Consider the following 20818-nt stretch of genomic DNA (forward strand, 5'->3'; position numbering starts at 1 on the left):
CGATGATGAAGAAGACGGATGCACTGTATCCACCGATCGAACCGTACGAGACGGGGGAGCTGCTCGTCGGCGACGGCCACCGCGTCTATTGGGAGGTCAGCGGCAACCCCGAGGGCAAACCCGTGGTGTTCCTGCACGGCGGTCCGGGGAGCGGAACCTCGCCGTGGCAGCGGCAGTTCTTCGACCCGAAGCGCTACCGCATCGTGCTGCTCGATCAGCGCGGCTGCGGCAGGAGCACACCGCACGCGAGCGCCCCGGATGCCGACTTCCGTCACATCACGACGGCTCACCTGATCGCCGACATCGAACTCCTTCGCAAGAATCTCGGCATCGCGAGATGGCAGGTGTTCGGCGGATCGTGGGGCAGCGCCCTGGCCCTCGCCTACGCACAGGCGCACCCGGATGCCGTGACCGAGCTGGTGCTCCGGGGGATCTTCACGCTGCGCAGGGTCGAGCTCGAGTGGTTCTACGAGGGCGGTGCCGCCGCCCTGTTCCCTGATCTCTGGGAGAGCTTCATCGCGCCGATCCCGCTGCTGGAGCGGTCGCACATGATCGAGGCGTATCACCGCCGACTGTTCGATCCCGACCCCGCCGTGCACGTGCCGGCGGCGGTCGCCTGGTCGACCTGGGAGGCGTCGACCGTCACGCTGACGCCGAACGCTGCGCAGATCGAGGCGATGTCCGACCCGGTGAAGGCCACCGCTTTCGCTCGCATGGAGAACCACTTCTTCGTCCATCGAGGCTGGTGGGAAGAGGGACAGCTGATCGCCGGCGTCGACGCCATCCGTCACATCCCGACCGTCATCGTCCAGGGGCGGCATGATGTCGTGACGCCGATGATGACGGCCTGGGATCTGCACCGGGCGTGGCCGGAGGCGGAGCTCGTCGTGGTCGACGATGCCGGTCACGCGGCCACCGAGCCCGGCACGAAGAAGGCGCTCCGCGCGGCGACCGACAGATTCGCCCGCGCGGCGCGCTGACCCTCAGGCCCGCAGCGCCTTCGTCAGCGTCTTGACGAGACCCGCGATGCGCCCGTCCACCCGATAGCGGGTCAGCCCCTCGCTCACGGTCGCGCCGGTGCGGGAGGAGACGAACCACGGCGGCTTCGGCAGGATCGTGAATCGCCCGCCGCCGTTCGCGATCGGCAGAGATCGAGGGAACGGGCGGAACGGACCGCGGAGCACCGAGCGTTCGACCCGGTCGAGCAGCAGCGCGTTGTGCACGATGCCGATGCCGCTGCCCACGTCGCCGATCGTCCCGCCCGGGAACGCGCCCCACGTGAGAGTGGGGGTGATGAATGCGAAGGCCGTCCAGCTGTTGATCGCGATCGAGCCGTAGCGGGCTGCCGCGATCGCCCTCTCGAAGCCGGCCCCGAGCGACTTCTCGGTCGCGGGGTCGATCAGCAGGTTCGCGCCGAGGGTGCCCTGGAGCTTGTCGTTGGCGTGAGTCACGGCGGCGTCCAGGAACTGCTGGCCCGTGCCGGGCAGCGTCACGACACCCAGCACCGGCGCGAAGTACTCGGTGGTCTCCAGAGCCTTCGGGTCGTCGTCCGCGTCTATCTCGACGAGCAGCCGGTCACCCAGCACGAGTGCGTCGGGGTAGGCGTCGGTCGCGAGCTCCATCCGCGACGAGGACCCCGGGTACCAGATCGGGCGCTCCGGCGCATTGGCGTAGGCCCGTCGGAGGGCAGCGCGGAAGGCGTCGGCCTGGTCCCAGTCGGACGACATGATCACGACCTGACCGGCGATGCAGTTGTGGCCGCAGTTCTGCAGACGCATGGTGGCGATGTGCTCGGCCTGGTAGGTGAGGTCGGCGTCTGTCCAGGCGCCGGGAACGACGATGATCGGTGAGACGCCGCCGAGCTCTGCGGTGATCGGCTTCTTCAGCTGCGGGCGGTTCTCGCGCCGACGACGCGTGGTCGCTGCCGCTCCCGTGCCCTTCGACGGGCCCCACACGATCGTGTCGAACGTCGCCGCGGAGCCGGTGATGTGCACGTGCACGAGACCGGGGTGTGCGGTGAGGTGGGCGCCGACTTCGGGGCCGCCGCGGACGATGCGCAGGAAGCCGGGCTCGATGAGCGGTGCGAGCGCGCGCTTGTAGACCGGCACCAGGGCATCCTGCGTGGGATTCACCTTGAGCAGCGCGGTGCGGTTGTGGGCCAGCAGCTCGTAGAGCACGTCCAGCACCGGGATCGAGGTCACGTTGCCCGCGCCGAGCACCAGGCCGACGCCGCCCGATTCGGTGGGCGTGCGCTGCGCGAGACCGGCCGACGCGCGAGCGGCGCCCGGTGTGACGCCCGGTTCCAGCCAGACCTCGCCCGTGAAACCCGAAAGGAGGAAGGAATCGATTCCGGTCAGCGGGAAGGCGTGCACGCGAGTGCGCCCTCCCGGGGCGCGGTCGAGCGTGATCCCGTCGAGGGGGTTCGCGCCCTTCGCCAGACGAGACAGGGTCTCGATGTAGGCGTCGAGCGCACCCAGCACGCTGTACGGCCCACTGAGCCACTCCTCGCCGCGCAGCGGATGACGGGCATCGAGGCCCTTCGAGGCCGCGGCCGTGGTCGCCCAGTCTTCCGCGGTCGCGGCGACACTCGTGCGCACCGCGCGCAGCAGCGTGACCCGCTGGGCGACCGTGAGGGCCGACCAGGTGCGGGCTCCGGTCTGGAGGGCGTCGACAGCGGAGTCGAGGCGCTCTCGTTCGGCTTCGCCCAGCGTCGGGGCCCCGCTCTTCGGCGCACGCTTCGAGGGCGTGGCGGAGGTGGCGGTTGTGCTCGCAGAAGTCATCGACGTCTCCTTCGGACGGGATCCCAGCTTAGGCGTCGGAATCGGCGACGGCATCGATGTCCGCGCGACGCAGGCGGTACCGGCGCAGCGTCAGCAGGCTGGCGCCCATCAGCACGGCGGGCAGGACGCTGAAGCTGAGGACGATACCCGTGATCGCCGCCTCCGGCTGCTCGACGGTGGTGCCGGCGACGGTCGAGATGTACCCGGTCGCCGCGAGCGTCAGCGACACCGCGGTCGCTCCGAGTGCGAAGCCGACCGTCTCGCCCGCGGTCCAGATGCCGGTGAAGGTGCCGGCCTGGCCGGGCCCGCTCGTGCGCTCGTCGTGGGAGATCACGTCGGGGAGCATCGCCATCGGCAACGACTGCAGGCCTGCATAGGCGATGCCGGCCACGGCGACGGATGCGTAGATCCACGCACCTGGCGACCACACCGCGAAGACGAGTGATGCCGCTGCCGCCGTGAACAGGAGGCTGGCCATCGCGAAGGCCCGCTCCTTGCCGACCCGTCGCGCGATGACCGTCCACCCAGGGGTGGCCAGCAGCGCCGGTCCCACCAGCGCGACGAAGACGAAGGTCACCGCATCCTCCGATCGCAGCACCCAGGTCGCGACGTACTGCGCGCCGGCGAGCATGGTTCCCGTCGCGAGAGCCTGCAGCACGAATGTGCCCAGCAGCGCGCGGAAGGACTGACTGCGGCCGAGGGCGCGGAAGCCCGACATGTACTGGTCGCGCCAGGTCGAGACGGTCGCGGCCGTCGCGGGAGAGACAGCGCTCCGCTGGGCGGCATCATCCGCGGTTCGAGCGGCCACGAGCATCCCGACGCCGATCACGACGCCCGAGGCGATGCCCATCAAGAGGTATCCCCTGACCGGGTCGTCGCCTGCATTGCGCAGCGCGGGACCGCCGGCACCGAACAGCAGGATCGCTGCGGTGAGCACGACGACGCGCCACCCGAGCAGACGCGTGCGCTCGTCGTAGCTGCCGGTCAGTTCCGCGGGAAGGGCGACGTACGGCACCTGGAACAGGCTGAAAGCCGTCGCGGTCGCCAGGAAGGCCAGCAGCACGCTGATCGCTCCGGCGACGGGACCCCAGGTGGGCGGTACGGCGAAGGTGAGGGCGAAGAAGAGGGGGAGTGCGAGCGCCCCGGTCACCATGAACCCGCGGCGAGAGCCGGTCCGCGCGAGCTGGCGGTCGGACGCGGCCCCGATCAGCGGGTCGATCAGCACGTCCCAGATCTTCGCCGCCGTGACGATCAGCCCTGCCGCGAGTGCGGCGACGCCGAGATTGTCGGTGAGGAAGTACGTCAGCACCAGCCCGGGCAGTGTGGCGTAGCCGCCGGTCCCGAGCGAGCCGATCGCGTACAGCGCGATCGTTCGCGGAGAAAGACGGACGGGCGCTCGTTCGGACCGAGCCTCGGTGCTCATCGCGCCAGTGTAGTGGCGCGATGCCGCGGGATCAGATCAGCGAGAGCTCGCGCAGCTTCGACTCGACATCGGCGTTCGACGGCTCGACGTGATGCGAGGCATCGGGGTACACGACGACGGGGATGTTGGTGCGACCCGAGATCTCCTTCGCCACGTCTGCGGCGGCGGGCTCGGCGACCAGGTCGACGTACGTGTACTCGACCCCGAGTGCATCCAGCTGCTTCTTGGTGCGGATGCAGTCGCGGCACCAGTCGGCGCCGAACATCGTGATGGTGTCGGAGGCAGGAGAAGTCATGCATCCAGCCTACGACCGCTCGGGTGAGGTGGCGCTGAGTGTCGAGCGGATCATGGTCGGACTCGCGCGAAGAAGGCCCCGTCGGCGCGGATCCGCGCGCATCTCTTGTAAGTAAGGGTGCCCTTACTTACACTGGGGGCATGAGCAGCGCATGCGAGCACCTGGAGGATCCCGACTGGGACGACATCGAAGGTGCCGTGCTCATCGCCGGCGATGCGGCTGACGCCGGATTCATCGCGAGCATCGCTGCGCGGCTGCCGTGGGATGCCCAGGGCGTTGTCATCCTCGAGGCTGCGGCTCGCATCCAGTTCCGACACATCGACGTCCCGGATGGGGTGTCGGTGCGCTGGCTGGTGCGGGGAGACGGCACCAGGGCGCATACGCGTGGCGAACGGCTCGCGAACGCCGTGCACGCGTGGTGCGTCGAGTGGGCGTGCAGCGAGCCGCCGTCGCAGTGGACGGTGTGGCTCGGACCGCACACACCTCCGCACGTGGCGCGCATGGCGCGCAGCCTGCTCGGCGTCGCGAACTGACCGCCGGGCGGCGTGCTGCTCAGCGCGAGGCGGCGACCGCGGGAGCGTTGGCACCCGCGGTGATCGCATCGAGTGCACGCCGCAGCGACGAGCTCGACGTGTGCGCCGTGTACGGGAAGTACACGACCTCGACCCCGACCTCGGCGAACTCGCGCTCCAGGCGCAGGCCCTTGTCGGTGCCGCGCCAGTCGTCGCCCTTGAAGAAGTGCGTGAACTGCACGTCGCGCCACGAGTCCATCTTCGACGGCGTCGTCTCGACGTAGACGTCGTCGACGAACGAGATGTGCTTCACGATCTCCGCACGCTCCGCGGTCGGGATGACGGGCTCGATGCCCTTCACCTGACGCAGCATCTCGTCGCTGACGACGCCTGCGATCAGAATGTCGCAGTGCTGCTTGGCGTGACGAAGTAGATTCAGATGCCCGACGTGAAACAGGTCGAAAGCACCAACGGCATAGCCGATACGCGTCCCCATGATCTCCCCAGATCAGTAATTCCCCAGTAAGCGGATCCCCATCCGCTTCGCGACTCCCACAGCCGCGGTTCGAGAGTCTAGCAGGTTCGGGTTTCTCTCCGCACAGGATCCCGTGGAACGATGGAGGCCGCACGCGATGCGCGTGGGGAACAGGGGGCGGACGTGGGGACACCGGTCACGATCATCGTGCCGACGTTCAACGAGCGCGACAACGTCGCCGAGCTCGTCGCGCGGACCGCCGTGGCGCTCGAGGGGTGGGACGCCGAGATCCTGTTCGTCGACGACAGCACCGATGACACGGCCGCTGAGGTCGAGCGCGTCGCGGCCGATTCTCCGATCCCCGTGCGCGTCATCCATCGCTCCGAGAACACCGGAGGGCTGGGCGGCGCCGTCGTCATCGGCCTCGAGGCGGCGGCCTCCGATGTCTGCATCGTGATGGACGGTGACCTGCAGCATCCGCCCGAGCTCCTTCCCGTCCTGCTCGCTCGATTCGCGCAGGGGGACGCCGACGTCGTCGCCGCCTCCCGCTACGTCGGCGGAGGAGACACGAGCGGGCTCGGCACAGCGGTGCGCTTCGGCGTCTCCCGCGTCGCGACCTGGCTGACCAGGGCGATGTTCCCGATTCGCCTCGCTCGCAGCACCGACCCGATGACGGGGTTCTTCCTGGTCGACCGCGGTCGCCTCGACGTCTCGACGCTCCAGCCTCGGGGTTTCAAGATCCTCCTCGAGATCCTCGCGCGCAACGACCTGCGCATCGCCGAGGTGCCGATGGAGTTCGCCGAGCGACGACACGGCACGTCGAAGGCGAGCTTTCGCCAGGGGGCGATGTTCCTCGAGCACCTCGCACGACTGCGCTTCGGCAAGATGTCGCTGTTCGCGCTGATCGGCGTGATCGGCGCCGCCGCGAACCTCGGGATCATGTGGGCGCTCACCGCTGCGGGGGTGCCGTACATCTGGGCGGCGATTATCGGCGCCGAGGTCACCATCATCGGCAACTTCGTGCTGCAGGAGCGTTTCGTGTTCGCCGACATGCGCACCGATGCGCGCGCCCTCGGCATCCGCTTCGCCAGTTCCTTCGCGTTCAACAACGTCGAGGCCGCGCTTCGGATCCCGGTGATGGCTCTGATGGTCGAGTCGTGGCATATCTCGAGCGTCGTCGCGACGGGTCTCTCGCTCATCGTGGCCTTCTTCGCCCGGTTCCTGTTCCATTCCCTCGTCGTGTACGCGCCTCGACGGCGGCGCAAGGGGGAGTCCGTCGGCGCCGAGCCGCCGACGGATACCGCGGCTCAGCGCGTGATCCGCGCCATCGACGTCGAGGTCATGAAGCCGGGCGAGCTCTAAGACTCCTGCGGCATCGACTCCTGCGGCATCGCGGTCAGTGCTGTCGGCGGTGACGCCTCTTGCCAGGACGCCTGGGGAGGTCCATAGTTGGCTCGTGGAATCCGAGGGCGGTCCCTCGTCATCTCTCACCTGGGTGCATCGTGCCGAACAGTCGGTGCGCACCTGGGAGCAGAGCCACGCCAGGGGAGAGGTGCCCAGCGTCTGGCCGTACGGCCTCGACGCGCTGCGCGACCATGCCGACGTCGAGCTGATCGATCTCGCCCCACCCGGCCGGATCGCTCGAGCCCGTGCTCGATTCGCGGTCGGGCCGCGGCCCGTCGACGGGCTCGCGCTCACCTGGGACGAGAACACGGCCTATCGGATGCAGACGACCCATCCGCGCACCCGATTCGCCACCGGTGTGATCTGGCTCACGGACATGGTCGAGACCGGCGACGCGCCGACGCGGATGGTCGCGATGCTGGGGAGGGCCGAGGCTGCGTGGGTGCTCAGCGAAGCGCAGGTCGAGCCCGTGCGGAGGATGCTGGGGCCTGGCGCGACTCGGGTGTTCGCCGTGCCCTTCGGAATCGACAGCGCGTTCTTCGTTCCGAGGCCGTATCCGGCCCGTCCGCGCATCGTGAGCGTGGGCAACGACAGGGATCGCGATCCCGCCACGCTGTTCGCGGCGCTCACTCGCATCCTCGCGATCTGTCCCGAGACCGAAGCGGTGGTGCAGACGCGGTCGGACCTCGCCCCGCCTGAGGGGGTGCAGGTCGTCCGGCACCTGCCGCACGCGGAACTCCGCGACCTCTACGCGACCGCGAGCGTCGTCGTCATACCGACCAGGCCGAACCTGCACGCCTCCGGGATGACCGTGGCGCTCGAAGCACTCGCGACGGCCCGTCCTGTCGTCGTCACCGACACACCGGGGATGCGCCAGTACGTGAGCGAGGGCCGCACCGGACACCTCGTCCCCCCGGAGGATCCGGCGGAGCTTGCCCTCGCCGTGCTCCGCCTGCTCGATGATCCGGCGCACGCCGCAGAGCTCGGGCAGAACGGCCGCATAGAGGTGGAACAGCACTTCACGACGCAGATCATGGTCGCATCCCTGGCGCGAGGGCTGCTGCCCGCGATCTGACCTCGAGCCGACGACGGTCGGGGCGCTCTAGTGCTTCGCGCCGCGTCTTTTCACCCGCACGGCCGCGCGGAACGCATCGGCGTGCGCTCGACCGGCGTCGGCCCAGTCGCGCCGGGAGAGATCGGGTGAGCCCGTGAGCGTCGTCGCGGCACGCCAGGCCTCGACGACCGTAGGAGCGTCGAGGTCGCCGTCGTACATCAGAACCCACTCCTGGCCGACCTCGCGTCCGAGAGCCTCGTTCGCCTCGTTGCGGGGGACGAGCACCGGGCGGTCCATCGACAGGGCGGCGAGGACGCTGCCGGAATTATGCATGAAGCGGTAGGCCAGCACGATGAGGTCGGATGATGTGGCGAGCTGGACGAGTTCGGCGTCGCTGAGGAAGTCGAGGTGCAGCGACACTCCGGGCAGGTCTGCGGTGCGTGCGCGGAGGTCGTCTCCGAGCTCGGGGGTGGACGGGCGTCCGCCGATGCGCAGGCTCAGCGCCGGTTCGACGGCGACCGCCTCGCCGTACGCGTCGATGAAGCCCTCCAGCCCCTTGTAGCGGCGGATTCCACCGAACGACCCGAGCTGCCCCGGCACCCGCTCCGCCGCGGGGAACTTCGCGTACCAGCCGCGGTAGTCGCCGTGCAGGATCAGGCTGTGGGGGGTGCCGGGCGCGAGCGGAGTCGTCTCGTTGATGACGATCCGGTAGTCGGTGTGGCGATCGATGAAGCGCAGCAGCCACAGCCGCGGCGCATTGTCGTCGGGAAGCTCGATGTTGTGAACCGTGCGCACCACAGCGATGCGGCGCGAGAGGCGGTGGCGGAACACGAGTGCTGCGGTGAGCAGGAACTTGCCCGTGGACTTCCACCAGGTGGACCCGTGCAGCTTCGCCTCCGGCCAATGCCAGTGGAAGGCGTCGTAGCGCCCGAAGAGGGCCGTGCCCCAGGAGAAGCGCAGACGGGTGAGGCCCTCCGTCGAGCCGAGCGCCTCATCGAGCATCTTGTTGTACGGGTTCGTCGTCGGACGCGGAGCGCCCAGCGACTGCATCACGCGGATGGTCGATCCGGTATCGGTCATGGTCGTGTCATCCTCCGATGGGCGACGGTACTCGTCGTAGCGGCGGCCGAGGGCGGCGGCGATCGTGCCGCGGCCGCGGTGCACCAGGCGGGTCCCCCTGGCGTGGTGGGTGATGTTCGAGGTGAGAGCTCCGAAGGTCCTCCGCAGACCACCGACGACGATCCGCGCGACACCGCCGATCAGAGCCCGCAGTCGCAGGACGCCGCGCCGGGCCTTCCCCTCGGTCAACTGCAGCTGGATGCGAGTGCCGGCGTTCGCCGAGCTGAACGCGCGCTGCGCCGCCCAGGATCGGCTCAGCCGCGAGGCGACCACGAGGTCTTCGGTCTCGGACTCGTTGCACCACACGATCAACCCACCGCGCTGGGCGAGCTGGCGGGAGAAGAGAGTGTCCTCGCCACCACCCAGGCCGAGGGACGTGTCGAAGCGCAGCCCGAGCCGGCGGATGGACCGCAGGTCGAGGAGCAGGTTGCCGGCGGCGGCCACCTGCAGCACGGTGCCCGTCTGCCTGGGCGGTCGCCGGAACGTTCCCGATGCGAGCAGCCACGGATCGACGTCCTCGTCGAAGACCGAGATCACGCGACCCATCACCGCGTCGGCCCCGTGCTCGCGCCAGACCTCGATCAGCGAGGAGAGCCATCCCTCCCGGGGGATCTCGTCGTCGTCGATGAAGGCGACCAGATCGCGATCCACGCACTCATCCAGGATCCGGTTGCGGGCGGCGGCGATGCCCGGTGCGGGCTCGACGACGTAGCGCACCGGAAGGTCCGCGCCTGCGGCCACGTCGCGTCCAGAGCCTGCAGGGTCGTTGTCGACGACCAGCACGTCCACCGTGATGCCGAGGTCGGCGCACTCGGCGATGCGCGACGGCAGCGTGCGCAGCAGTGCCTCCAGAAGCTCCGGCCTCCGATACGTAGGTACGCCGATCGTCACCGCGATCATGTCGTTCGATTCCGGTCCCCTGGTCATCCGCCCCATCCCCATGGCAGTAGCGCGCCTCGACTCCGACGCCGGCTCATCGTATCGTGAACCCCTGAGACCGGTCTGCGGAGCGGGCTCGCGTATAGTCTTTGTCCTGGGAGTCGACGTCGGTCGCGACTCTGGGGAATTCGACCGGCGCCCGAGGCGATCCGCGAGCCGGATCCGGGGGGAGGATCGCGTGTCAATCGTGCACGGACGGCTTGTCGTGGTCGTGGTCAACTACGCCTCGGCCGGGCTTCTGCAGCGCAACCTGGTGACGGTCGAACGGGAAGCGCGAGCGATCGCGCAGGACGCTCTCGTCATCGTCGTCGACAACTGGTCGAACGCGGACGAGCGTCGCGCCGCGAAGAACATCGCGCGCGAGCACGACTGGGTCCTGATGGAGCCGGAGGCGAACTCGGGCTTCGGTGGCGGCGTCAACCTCGGAGTGACGCGTGCGCTCGCCGAAGGGGCGACCGATGTGCTCGTGATCAACCCGGATGCGCACATCGACCGCGACTCGCTGCATCGACTCGCCTCCGCCACTGCAGCCTCACGCACGACGCTCGCGTCGCCGATGATCACGGACTCGGAGGGAAGAACGTGGTTCGCCGGGATCGACCTTCTGCTCCACGACGGCACCATGCGCGCTCGTCGCAAGCGCGTCGAGGGCGACACCCAGCCGTTCGAGCCCTGGCTGAGCGGGGCCTGCCTGTGGATCACGCGCGAGGTGTGGGAGCTCTCCGGCGGCTTCGATGACGACTACTTCCTGTATTGGGAAGACGTCGACTTCTCGCGTCGGGTGGTCTCAGCCGGCGGTTCCCTCATGCTCGTCGAAGACGCCAGGGCGGTGCACGACGAGGGAGGGACGCAGCGCGCGGAGCCCGAGACCTCACGGGCGAAATCCGAGGGCTATTACTACTACAACATCCGCAACCGGATGCTGTACGCCGTGCGCCATCTCGATGACGCGGCCGTGCAGCGCTGGCGCCGCTCGATTCCCCGAACGGCCAGGGAGGTCATCCTCCGCGGCGGACGTCGACAGCTGATCCAGTCGGCCGCGCCGATCCGGGCCTACCTCCGCGGTGTGCGCGAGGCTCGCCGGATCGCACGGACGCACACAACGGTCCAGAAGGGCAGGAAATGGTCGTAGACGCCTACCATCGTCTCGCGCGTGCGCAGAAGGGGCATGCCCGTGGGGCCCCCGCGTATTCGGTGTACGTCAACCGCCGCATCGGGAGGGTGCTCGCCGCCGTCGCCTATCGGATCGGGCTCACCCCGAACCAGGTGTCGATCATCAGCGCGGTGCACTCGTTCGTCGCGATCGGTCTCATCGCTTTCGGGCCGGTGAACGTGCCGATGGGCCTCCTGATCGCCCTCCTTCTGGTGCTCGGGTATGCCTGGGATTCCGCGGACGGCCAGGTCGCACGTCTGCGTGGGGGTGGAAGCCCCCAGGGCGAGTGGCTCGACCACTTCATCGACACGCTCAAGATCGCCTCGCTGCATCTGGCCGTGCTGATCGGGCTCTACCGTGTCGTTCCGGAGACGCCGCTGCTTCTGCTGATCCCCATCGTGTTCAGCATCGTCGCGACGACCACCTTCTCCGGCATGCTCCTCAACGACCTGCTCAAGGGCAAGCATGCGGTGGCGTCGACTCATGAGCGTGGCGGGGGAACCCTGATGCGTTCCCTCATCCTGCTGCCGACCGACTTCGGCCTCGTGTGCCTCGTGTTCGTCCTGTGGGGGTGGACCCCGGCATTCCTGATCGGCTACGGCGCGCTCTGCGTCGCCGCCGTCCTGTTCCTCGCGCTCGCCGCGGTGAAGTGGTTCCGCGAGATCGGAAGGCTCGGTGCGTCCGCATGACCGACGAGAGGATCCTGGTCGTCTGCGCCGCCAACGTCTGTCGATCGCCGTTGGCCGAACTCGCACTGCGGCGCGGACTCGGGGCGGATTCCCCCCTCTCCGTGAGCAGCGCCGGTGTCCGGGTCAACGAGGGCGATCCGATCTGCTCCGCTGTGGCGTCGCTGCATGATGACGCGCAGTGGCAGGCCCAGGCCCAGGCGCACCGGGCGACGCCGGTCACGATCGAGCAGATCGAGCAGGCGAGCATCGTGCTCACGGCATCGCGCGACATCCGCGGCGAGTTGGTGCGACTCGCGCCGCGGTCCCGTGACTGGATGTTCACGATCAAGGAAGCCGCCCACCTCGGCGAGGGCTTCGCGTCGTCCGCGCCCGATCGGGTGGCGGAGTATGTCGCCCATCTCGACCGGGCCCGCTCGCGAGCCGTTCCGTTGACTCCGTCCGGAGGCGTCGGCGCCCGCCTGCGGCAGCTCTTCGGAGGCCGCACGACCGTCGACCCGACGAGCATCGCCGATCGCCACGGAAGCCGCGGACACCTGGAGACGATCGCGGAGGTCGAGGCCTCCGTCGCGACCATCCTCGCTCAGCTCGGAGGACATCGGCGCCATTCGTCCTGAGTGAACAGTTGCGATATTCCGCTCCTCGCACTACGATTAGCCGATGCCGCGTTCTGCGCGGTTGAAGGGGACCCGAAGCCGAGGGGGCTTTGGGATGGGGAATCTGGGTTCTGGGGAGCTGCAGTGTTCAACGTTTCATCATGCCGTTCTGGGGACGGCACTTCGCGATCGCTACGCGCGATACTCGTCGCGCCGTTGGTGGCGCTCGCACTCGTGACGGCCGGCTGCACCGCAGCGCCAGACGCGTCGGAGACGCCGGCGCCTGAGGGCACCAGCACCACCGACTGGACGCCGCCCGCCGACGCGGAGGCCGAGGGCCCCACCGAGGGCCCGGCTCTCACGGAGGAGAACGGGGCGCTCGACGCCCCGATCACTCTCTCCACCGACGTGGTCGTCACGATCGACAAGATCTCGACCACCACGATCGAGCCCAAGACGCCCGGCGAGTACGCCGGGTCTGCGGTCGTCGTCACGCTGTCGGTCGCCAACGACTCGAAGCGCGCACAGAGCGTCGACTCCGCGGTGGTCAGCCTCGTCACAGACGACGGTGACATCGGGGTCGCCACCACGGCAGGCCCGAACAAGCCCCTGCAGGGTGAGCTCGCCGCCGGTGCGAAGACCACCGGCACCTATGTGTTCATGCTCGATCCGACGCAGGGGCGCTCGGTGAAGATCAGCGTCAACTACGCGGCGGGGGAGCCGGTGGCGACGTTCGCCGGCCAGCTTTCCTGACGCTCGTATACGCGCACCATCGCAACATTTCGGTATTTCGTTCTTGCACTAACTCACTTTCAAAGAAGAAAACTGGCGGCTGGGGAGTCACTATGGGGAACACATCGACCACGAGGCGGGCGCTGAGCGCGCTTGCGTCTGTCGTGACGGCGGCGTTGCTCGTCGCGGGCATGACGACATTGGGTGCGCAGGTGGCGTCGGCAGACGTCCCGTCGACGCCACCGCCTCTGCTGCAGCGCGACGACAACGTCGTCACGTCGGATCCGATCCCGACGGTGCAGATCGACAACGGCTATGTCTGGGCTCAGACGATGATCGGATCGACCGTGTACGCGGTGGGCAAGTTCGACAACGCCCGTGCACCCCTGGCCGCACCCGGCACCAGCCTGACGGCGCGTTCCAACGTGCTCGCCTATGACATCAACACGGGTCAGCTGCTCTCGTTCGCCCCGCAGGTGAACGGCGTGATCAAGGCCGTCGCCGCGTCGCCCGACGGCACCCGCATCTACATCGGCGGCTCGTTCAACTCGGTCAACGGCCAGGCACGCTGGAACTTCGCGGCCCTCGACGCCGCGACCGGCCAGCTCGTCCCCGGCTTCTCGCCGTCGATCGGCGGCAGTGGGGTCTACGCCCTCGCGGCCTCCGGATCGAGTGTCTACGTGGGCGGTCTGTTCACCCAGGGCAACGGCACCGCCCGCAAGAACCTCGCCGCCTTCAGCGCCACCAACGGCGCCCTGCTGAACTGGGCTCCGCAGACCGACCTCCAAGTCGATGCGATGGTCATGGACCCCGCGGGTCAGAACGTCATCGCCGCCGGTCGCTTCTCGCAGGTGAACGGCGACCTGACCATGCGCGGCACGGTCGCGCTGGACAAGACGACCGGTGCCGTGGACTCGTCCTGGGCGCTGCCGCAGACCGTGAAGAACGGTTCGAACACGGGCAGCAACTCCGGCAAGGCCGGCATCTTCGGCCTCGCCGCCGACTCGACGGCCGTCTACGGCACCGGATGGGTCTACGCCGACGCCGCCACCGGAAACCTCGAGGGAACTTTCGCGGCGGAAGCCGGCACCGGACAGGTCCGCTGGATCGCCGACTGCCTCGGCGACCACTACGGCGTCTACTCGACGGGCAAGGTCGTCTACACGACGAGCCACACCCACGCCTGCGGCACGATGAGCCTGCACCCCGAGCAGAGCCCGCGCACGCACCGCTACTCGGAGGCGTACACGGCCGATGCTCGCGGAACGCTCGGCAACCAGCCGGCAGCCGGTGGCACCTACAAGAACTGGGCGGGAACCCCCGGTCCGTCGCCGTACGCCTGGACGCCCGACTGGGCTGTCGGTGTGACGACGGGCATGGGACAGGCCGGACTCTCCATCACCGGTACCGGCAACATGATCTCGATCGGCGGAGAGTTCCGTTCCGTGAACAACGGTCGCTTCGAGGGGCTCGTGCGCTTCTCGACGAACCCTCCTGGCGGAGCCAAGGACGGCCCTCGTCTCTCGGCGGCCAACTGGACCGGCACGGCACAGTCCTTCATCCCTGGACGAGTCCGGGTCTCGATCCCGGCCAACTGGGACCGCGATGACCTGACGCTCACCTACGAGCTTCGGCGCACCGGCACGGCCACGCCCGTCGCCACGACCACGGCCGATGGAACCTGGTGGAAGCGACCGGCCGTCACTCTCGAAGACAAGACCGCTACGCCGGGCTCGCAGCAGGAGTACACCGTCGTCGCGAAGGATGCCAGTGGCAACACGGTGAGCAGCCAGGCCATGTCGGTGACCGTCGCGTCGGGAGCTGTCTCGAGCTACACCAACACGGTGATCGATGACAACCCTCAGCTGTACTACCCGCTGGGCACCGCGCCGCAGGACTGGGCGGGATCGAACACCCCGGTGTTCGGCTCGGGTGTGACCTCCTCGTCGTCCGGTGTGGAGAACACGGCAACAGGAGCATCGACCTTCACCGGCACCTCCACGGGCCGCGTCGCATCGACCAACAAGGTCGCCCCACCCGCGGAGTTCTCGACGGAGCTGTGGTTCAAGACCAACACCACGACCGGTGGGAAGCTGATCGGCTACGGGAACGCGGCCTCTGGTGACTCCACCAGCTACGACCGTCATCTCTACATGACCAACAACGGTCGCCTGATCTTCGGCACCTACCAGGGCAGCACGCAGACGATCCAGAACTCCACGGCGCTGAACAACAACGCGTGGCACCACGCGGTGGCGACGCAGAGCGCGGACGGCATGAAGCTGTATGTCGACGGTGCGCTCGTGGCGTCTGCGCCCGGTGCGACCAGCGCAGAGAACACCCTCGGGTACTGGCGCATCGGTGGGGACAACATCACCAGCTGGCCCTCCGCGCCGAGTTCCAAGTACTTCAAGGGAGCCCTCGACGAGGTGGCCGTATACCCTTACGCGCTGACCGCAGCACAGGTGCAGACGCACTACGGCATCGGCAAGGGCTTCCAGCCGCCGACGGCCGCCTTCACGGCGACACCGACCGATCTCGCTGTGGCGTTCGACGCCAGCGCGTCCGTGCCGACCGGCTCGGCCACGATCACCGGCTACAGCTGGAACTTCGGCGACGACTCGGCGACGGCCTCGGGTGCGACGGCCTCGCACACCTACGCGGCTGCCGGCACCTACACGGTCAAGCTCACGGTCACCGACAGCAACGGGCTGACCACCACGACCGAGAATCCCGTCGTGGTCGAAGCGGCGAACGTGCTGCCCACCGCCTCCTTCGAGGTGACAGGCGCCGGGCTCTCGGTCTCGGCGGACGCCTCCGCCTCGGTCGATTCCGACGGCACGATCGCGTCGTACGACTGGAACTGGGGAGACGGTTCGACCTCGACCGGCCAGGTCGCCAGCCACGTGTACGCCTCGGCGGGAACGCGCACGGTCACTCTGACGGTCACCGACAACCGCGGTGGCACGGCCACGACCACGCGAGAGGCCGTCACGACCCACGCGAACCCGGTCGCGACCTTCACCTCGACCGCGTCGGGGATGAACGTCGACGTCTCGGCCGCAGGATCGAGTGCCTCCGACGGCGCGACGCTCTCCTACTCCTGGAACTGGGGCGATGGCAGCGCAGCGGGCACCGGTGCGACCGCCGGTCACACCTACGCCCAGCCGGGCGCGCATGACATCACCCTGACGGTGACCGACAGCCTCGGAGGATCGGCGAGCGTCACGAAGTCCGTGACGGTCCAGGCGCAGGTGTTCGCCGCCTCCGACTCGTTCGGTCGCGTGGTCTCGAGCGGTTGGGGTGCGGCTGATGTCGGCGGCACCTGGGCGCCCATGAGCGGTTCGGCCGCCGTCACCTCCGTTGCAGACGGAGTCGGCAAGGTGAACCTCTCGCCGGGTGAGACCCGCGAGATGCTGCTGCAGGGCACGTCCCTCCTCGACACCTCGGCACGGATCAGCTACGCGCTGGCCTCCGGTCCGTCGACGGGTGTCGCCTACGAAGGTCTCGGCGCACGTCGCTCGGGTTCGAACGGCTACCGGGCGCTCGCGTGGCACCGAGCGGACGGGAGCACGTGGCTCGTGATCCACCGCAACGGTACGGCCATCGCCAGCACCGCTGTCGCCGGTCTCACCTGGACCGCAGGAAGCACGTTCAACCTCGCCATGGAGACGACCGGTTCCGGAACCACGACGATCCGCGCGAAGGTGTGGGCTGCCGGAGCCGCGGAGCCTGCCAACTGGCAGCTCTCCACGACAGACGCGACGCCGGCACTGCAGACCGCCGGAGCGCCGACCGTCTTCTCCTACCGCGCGGGCAGTGCGACCGGTACCAACCTCGCGAGCTTCGACGACTACACGCTGAAGAACCTCGGCGTGGTGGCACCGGAGCCGGAGCCGGAGCCCGAACCCCAGCCCACGAACGTCGCCCCGACGGCCGCGTTCACGGCGACGGCCTCGGGCCTGACGGTCAACGTCAACGGTGGAGCATCGACGGATTCCGACGGCACCATCGCTTCCTACGCCTGGAACTTCGGCGATGGATCCACGGGCACCGGAGCAACGAGCTCCCGCGCGTACGCTGCGGCGGGCACCTACACGGTGACCCTCACGGTGACGGACGACAAGGGTGCGACCAACACCGCGACCCAGCAGGTCACGGTCACGGCACCGCCGGTCGACCCGCAGCCTGAACCCAACCCGGCCGCGTTGGTGAGCGATGAGTTCGACCGTACGGCTGGTCCCGGATGGGGCTCGGCGGTCACGGGCGGCGCCTGGAGCATCGCCGGGGGCTCGCAGGCGGCGGCGACCGTCGCCGACGGCCAGGGCAAGCTGAGCCTGGTCGCCGGAGACACCCGCCACGCGACGCTCAACACGACCTCGATCGGCGATGCGATCCTCGAGACGCAGTTCCGCGTCGACCAGGCTCCTGCCGCCGGTGGCGCCTACATCGGTGTCATCGCGCGACAGACTGCTGCCGGGAAGTACTTCGCCCGTGCGTGGCTGCGTCCTGACGGCACCGTGTGGCTCGTGGTCCACCGTGAAGGGACGGTGCTGCTGACGCAGGCCGTACCCGGACTCGTCTGGGCGGCGAACACGTCGTACAGCCTGAAGGTGTCCGTCACCGGATCCGCATCGACCGCCATCTCGGCGAAGATCTGGGCGACCGGCACCACGGAGCCGGCGAACTGGCAGCTCAACGCCACGGACGCGACGGGGCTGGCGGCAGGTTCCGTCGGTCTCAGCGGCAACCGGTCGGGCAGCTCGACGGCGCCGCTGAACGTCTCGTTCGATTCGTTCCGCGTCACCGCGCCCCAGTAAGATCCTGACGCATGGCCACTGCTGTTCCGATCGCGCTCCTCGCCGTCGGAGGAATCGCAGCAGTGGCCATCGTCGTTTTCGTGCTCCGGCTGCTGCCGCGCACCGCTTTCGTGGTGTGGGCCTGCGTGCTCTTCTTCGTGCCGCTCTGGGTCGGTGTGAACGTGGGCTTCTACTGGGCGGCGATCACTCTGCTCACGGCTCTGATGATCATCGTCAACTGGTCGGTGGTACCGCTGCGTGCTGCGGATGCCTGGGTCGTGGCGTTCGTCATCGTCATCGTGGGGCTGTACGGCTTCGGCACGGTCGACCTCGCATCGCTCGTCGCCGCACTGCTCGAATGGGTGATCCCGTACCTCTGGGGTCGCGTCGTGCTCGCACGGATCGGTGCGGAGTGGGTCACGTCGACGATCGCCGTGGTCGCGATCGTCGCGGCGGTCCTCGGCATCGTCGAGTTCTTCACCTCGTTCAACCCGTTCGTCCTGATCCCCGGATCAGGCGTCGTCTACGACACGTGGAGCCCACTCCAAGAGCGGGGCGGCGTGCTGAGGGTCGAGGGAGCCTTCGGGCACTCGATCGCCCTCGGCGCCGCACTGGCGATGTCGTCGGCGTTCGTCGTGGCGACCAAGTGGCGGCTGATCCCGAAGATCGGCGGGGTGGTGATCCTCGCGGTGGCGACCGTGCTGACGTTCAGTCGTGCCGGTCAACTCACCCTCGTGCTGACGCTCGTGCTCTCCACCTTCCTGATCGTCGGGGTGTCCAGGAAGTTCCGGATCTCCGTCGTCGTCGCCGGTGTCATCGGCACCGCCATCGCGATCCCGATCATCGACTCGGTCTTCGGGGCGGCAGGGGAGGAAGCCGGTGGCAGCGCGGACTATCGCACCGATCTGCTCGTCCTCCTCCAGCAGGTGCAGCTGTTCGGCAACCCCGGCGACTGGCACTCGCTCGTGTCGGGCGACTACTACCTCGGCTACTTCGCACGTTCGGTCGACAACGCGCTCGTCCTCACCCTGCTCCGGTACGGCTATGTGCCGACCCTTCTGATCATGGCGGCCCTCGTCTGCGCGGCGATCATGACCGTGCGGCGCTCCACCCGGAGCCCGGCGTCGATCGCCGTCGTCGGCCAGCTGCCGAGCCTGGTGGTCGTCGCGCTCATCACGCAGTACAGCATGTTCCTCTGGTTCTGCGTGGGGCTCGCGATCACGTGGGCTCGTGACGCCGACATGCTGCGCGGAGCGCGTGAGGTGCCGTCCGAGTTGCGGCAGGGATCAGCCGATCCGTTCGCGCCTGCAGCAGGGCGCAGAGCAGTGCCTGGGCAATCATGAAGTCGTCGAAGAGAACACTCCTCTAGAATCGAAGTCTCAGGGGGGAATGGGGAGTCATGGGCGAGAGCCGGGTGAGTCTGCGCGTCATCGCCAGCTCGTTGCGCAAGTTCTGGTGGATGGTCGTGCTCTTCGGGGTCGTCGGGGCCGCAGGTTCCTACGGTTACGCCTCTCTGCAGACTCCGCTCTTCCAGGCGACGACCTCGCTGTACTTCGCTCTCAACCAGGGCACCAGCGCATCCGACCTCAATCAAGGCTCGGTGTACACGCAGAGCCAGATGCTCTCCTTCGCGCAGCTCGCGACGAGTTCGCGGGTGCTCGATCCCGTCATCGAGGAGCTCGGTCTCGACACGACGCCGCGTGCTCTCGCGCGCGACATCGAGGTCACGATCCCGCAGAGCACCGTCACACTGCGCATCACGGGGATCACCGATGACGCGAAGGCGGCCGCCGAGCTGGCTGACGCCGTGGCTGAACAGCTCATCATCGTGGTCAAGGATGTGGCGCCCAAAGACCCGCAGGGCGAGTCCACGATCACCGCGCAGGTGATCGATGACGCCGTCGTGCCCGAGTTCCAGTTCACGCCGAGCAAGCCTCGGGATGCCCTTCTCGGAGGCTTCCTCGGTGCCGTCCTCGGACTCGCCATCGCGGCGTTGATCGGTGTGCTCGACACCCGCATGCGCACCGAGGAGACGCTGACCGAGGCGGGTGGCGATCCTGTGCTGGGCGTCGTCTCGAAGTCTCCGCTGCTGGCCATGCGAGGCATCGCCGTCGCCCAGGAGCCACTGGGCCACACCTCGGAGGAGTTTCGTCGCATCCGCTCGGCGCTCGCCTACGCGAACGTCTCCTCGCGGGTGAAGGTGCTGCTGGTGACGTCGGGCATGCCCTCCGAGGGCAAGTCGACCGTCTCGGTGAATCTGGCCATGACCCTCGCCGGGCTGCGCAACTCCGTGCTGCTCATCGACGCCGACATGCGGCGGCCGCGGGCTCACGAGCACGCCGGCATCGACGGCTCGATCGGGCTGACGAGCGTGCTGCTCGACGAGGTCGAGTTCGAGGTCGCCAAGCACAGCGTGGCCGACAGCACGCTCGACATCCTGCCCGCAGGCACCGTCCCTCCGAACCCCGCAGAGCTGCTCACTTCGGCGCGCATGGCGCAGCTGCTCGACTTCGCCGCGGCGGAGTACGACTACGTGGTGATCGACTCTCCTCCGATCCTCAGCGTGGCCGATGCGAACCTCTTCGCAACCCAGACAGACGGCGTGATCCTCGTCGTCGACGCGACGAAGACTCGTCGTGCCGCGCTCGCGAAGAGCATCAAGTCGCTCGAGTCGGGTGGCGCGCGCATCCTCGGCACGGTGCTCAACCGCGCCCGCCCGGATCGGCATCGCAGCGAGTACTACAGCGACTGAGGCGTCTTCGGGCCAGGCGCGGAAGACGCAGCAGCGCAGCATATCGGTGAGACGCTGTGTCCGTTTGTCTTTGCCCGGGTAGCCGGGTATTCTTCATGA

General features: G+C 68.4%; 16 protein-coding genes. 11 read left to right on the plus strand and 5 right to left on the minus strand.

What is annotated here, in order from left to right; all coding sequences use genetic code 11:
• The first annotated feature begins 2 nt into the window (after positions 1-2).
• A complete protein-coding gene (gene pip / locus ASC55_RS13905) occupies positions 3-980 on the plus strand; it encodes a prolyl aminopeptidase (RefSeq protein WP_055876764.1) in 978 nt (325 codons plus the stop codon).
• 3 nt (positions 981-983) lie between these two features.
• Here pip and ASC55_RS13910 read toward each other — a convergent pair whose 3' ends face one another.
• The 3 genes from ASC55_RS13910 to ASC55_RS13920 are packed head-to-tail and all read right to left on the minus strand — an operon-like array spanning position 984 to position 4498.
• Entirely contained in the window at positions 984-2780 is a 1797-nt protein-coding gene (locus ASC55_RS13910) for an aldehyde dehydrogenase family protein (protein WP_055876766.1), read from the minus strand.
• A gap of 28 nt (positions 2781-2808) precedes the next feature.
• The gene (locus tag ASC55_RS13915) at positions 2809-4203 is read right to left on the minus strand and encodes an MFS transporter (RefSeq protein ID WP_055876768.1); all 1395 of its coding nucleotides are present in this window, start codon (positions 4201-4203) and stop codon (positions 2809-2811) included.
• Between the two features lie 31 nt (positions 4204-4234).
• Complete coding sequence (locus tag ASC55_RS13920; RefSeq protein ID WP_017831447.1) at positions 4235-4498, minus strand: glutaredoxin family protein; 264 nt, start codon at positions 4496-4498, stop codon at positions 4235-4237.
• A 140-nt stretch (positions 4499-4638) separates the two neighbouring features.
• Here ASC55_RS13920 and ASC55_RS13925 point away from each other — a divergent pair, with 140 nt between their 5' ends.
• Positions 4639-5031: an SIP domain-containing protein gene (locus tag ASC55_RS13925; RefSeq protein WP_055876771.1), complete on the plus strand. Its 393-nt coding sequence runs from the start codon at positions 4639-4641 to the stop codon at positions 5029-5031.
• Positions 5032-5050: 19 nt separating this feature from the next.
• On the opposite strand, the gene ASC55_RS13930 is transcribed toward ASC55_RS13925, so the two are convergent.
• The gene (locus ASC55_RS13930; protein WP_017831449.1) at positions 5051-5506 is read right to left on the minus strand and encodes an adenylyltransferase/cytidyltransferase family protein; all 456 of its coding nucleotides are present in this window, start codon (positions 5504-5506) and stop codon (positions 5051-5053) included.
• 120 nt (positions 5507-5626) lie between these two features.
• On the opposite strand from ASC55_RS13930, the gene ASC55_RS13935 reads away from it, so the two are divergent.
• Positions 5627-6847: a glycosyltransferase gene (locus ASC55_RS13935; protein WP_055869668.1), complete on the plus strand. Its 1221-nt coding sequence runs from the start codon at positions 5627-5629 to the stop codon at positions 6845-6847.
• A 94-nt stretch (positions 6848-6941) separates the two neighbouring features.
• Positions 6942-7964: a glycosyltransferase family 4 protein gene (locus tag ASC55_RS13940; protein ID WP_055876775.1), complete on the plus strand. Its 1023-nt coding sequence runs from the start codon at positions 6942-6944 to the stop codon at positions 7962-7964.
• 27 nt (positions 7965-7991) lie between these two features.
• Here the strand turns inward: ASC55_RS13940 and ASC55_RS17735 are convergent, their stop codons facing one another.
• A complete protein-coding gene (locus ASC55_RS17735; protein WP_055876778.1) occupies positions 7992-9989 on the minus strand; it encodes a glycosyltransferase in 1998 nt (665 codons plus the stop codon).
• 190 nt (positions 9990-10179) lie between these two features.
• On the opposite strand from ASC55_RS17735, the gene ASC55_RS13950 reads away from it, so the two are divergent.
• From ASC55_RS13950 to ASC55_RS13980, 7 genes are all read left to right on the plus strand, one after another.
• A complete protein-coding gene (locus ASC55_RS13950; RefSeq protein ID WP_235563386.1) occupies positions 10180-11133 on the plus strand; it encodes a glycosyltransferase family 2 protein in 954 nt (317 codons plus the stop codon).
• Positions 11124-11843 (plus strand): CDP-alcohol phosphatidyltransferase family protein, encoded by a 720-nt coding sequence (locus ASC55_RS13955; RefSeq protein ID WP_055869677.1) that lies wholly within the window; start codon positions 11124-11126, stop codon positions 11841-11843. The genes ASC55_RS13950 and ASC55_RS13955 overlap by 10 nt, the downstream gene beginning before the upstream one ends.
• Positions 11840-12457: an arsenate reductase/protein-tyrosine-phosphatase family protein gene (locus tag ASC55_RS13960; protein ID WP_055876780.1), complete on the plus strand. Its 618-nt coding sequence runs from the start codon at positions 11840-11842 to the stop codon at positions 12455-12457. Before ASC55_RS13955 ends, ASC55_RS13960 begins: the two co-directional genes overlap by 4 nt.
• 198 nt (positions 12458-12655) lie before the next feature.
• A complete protein-coding gene (locus ASC55_RS13965; protein WP_055876782.1) occupies positions 12656-13189 on the plus strand; it encodes a DUF4352 domain-containing protein in 534 nt (177 codons plus the stop codon).
• A gap of 92 nt (positions 13190-13281) precedes the next feature.
• Positions 13282-17988: a PKD domain-containing protein gene (locus ASC55_RS13970; protein WP_055876785.1), complete on the plus strand. Its 4707-nt coding sequence runs from the start codon at positions 13282-13284 to the stop codon at positions 17986-17988.
• Between the two features lie 11 nt (positions 17989-17999).
• Complete coding sequence (locus ASC55_RS13975; RefSeq protein WP_055876788.1) at positions 18000-19310, plus strand: hypothetical protein; 1311 nt, start codon at positions 18000-18002, stop codon at positions 19308-19310.
• A gap of 56 nt (positions 19311-19366) precedes the next feature.
• Positions 19367-20719, plus strand: a complete 1353-nt coding sequence (locus ASC55_RS13980; protein ID WP_017831458.1) for a polysaccharide biosynthesis tyrosine autokinase — start codon at positions 19367-19369, stop codon at positions 20717-20719.
• Positions 20720-20818 lie beyond the last annotated feature (99 nt).

The organism is Microbacterium sp. Root322 (genome assembly GCF_001425645.1).
Lineage (GTDB): Bacteria > Actinomycetota > Actinomycetes > Actinomycetales > Microbacteriaceae > Microbacterium > Microbacterium maritypicum.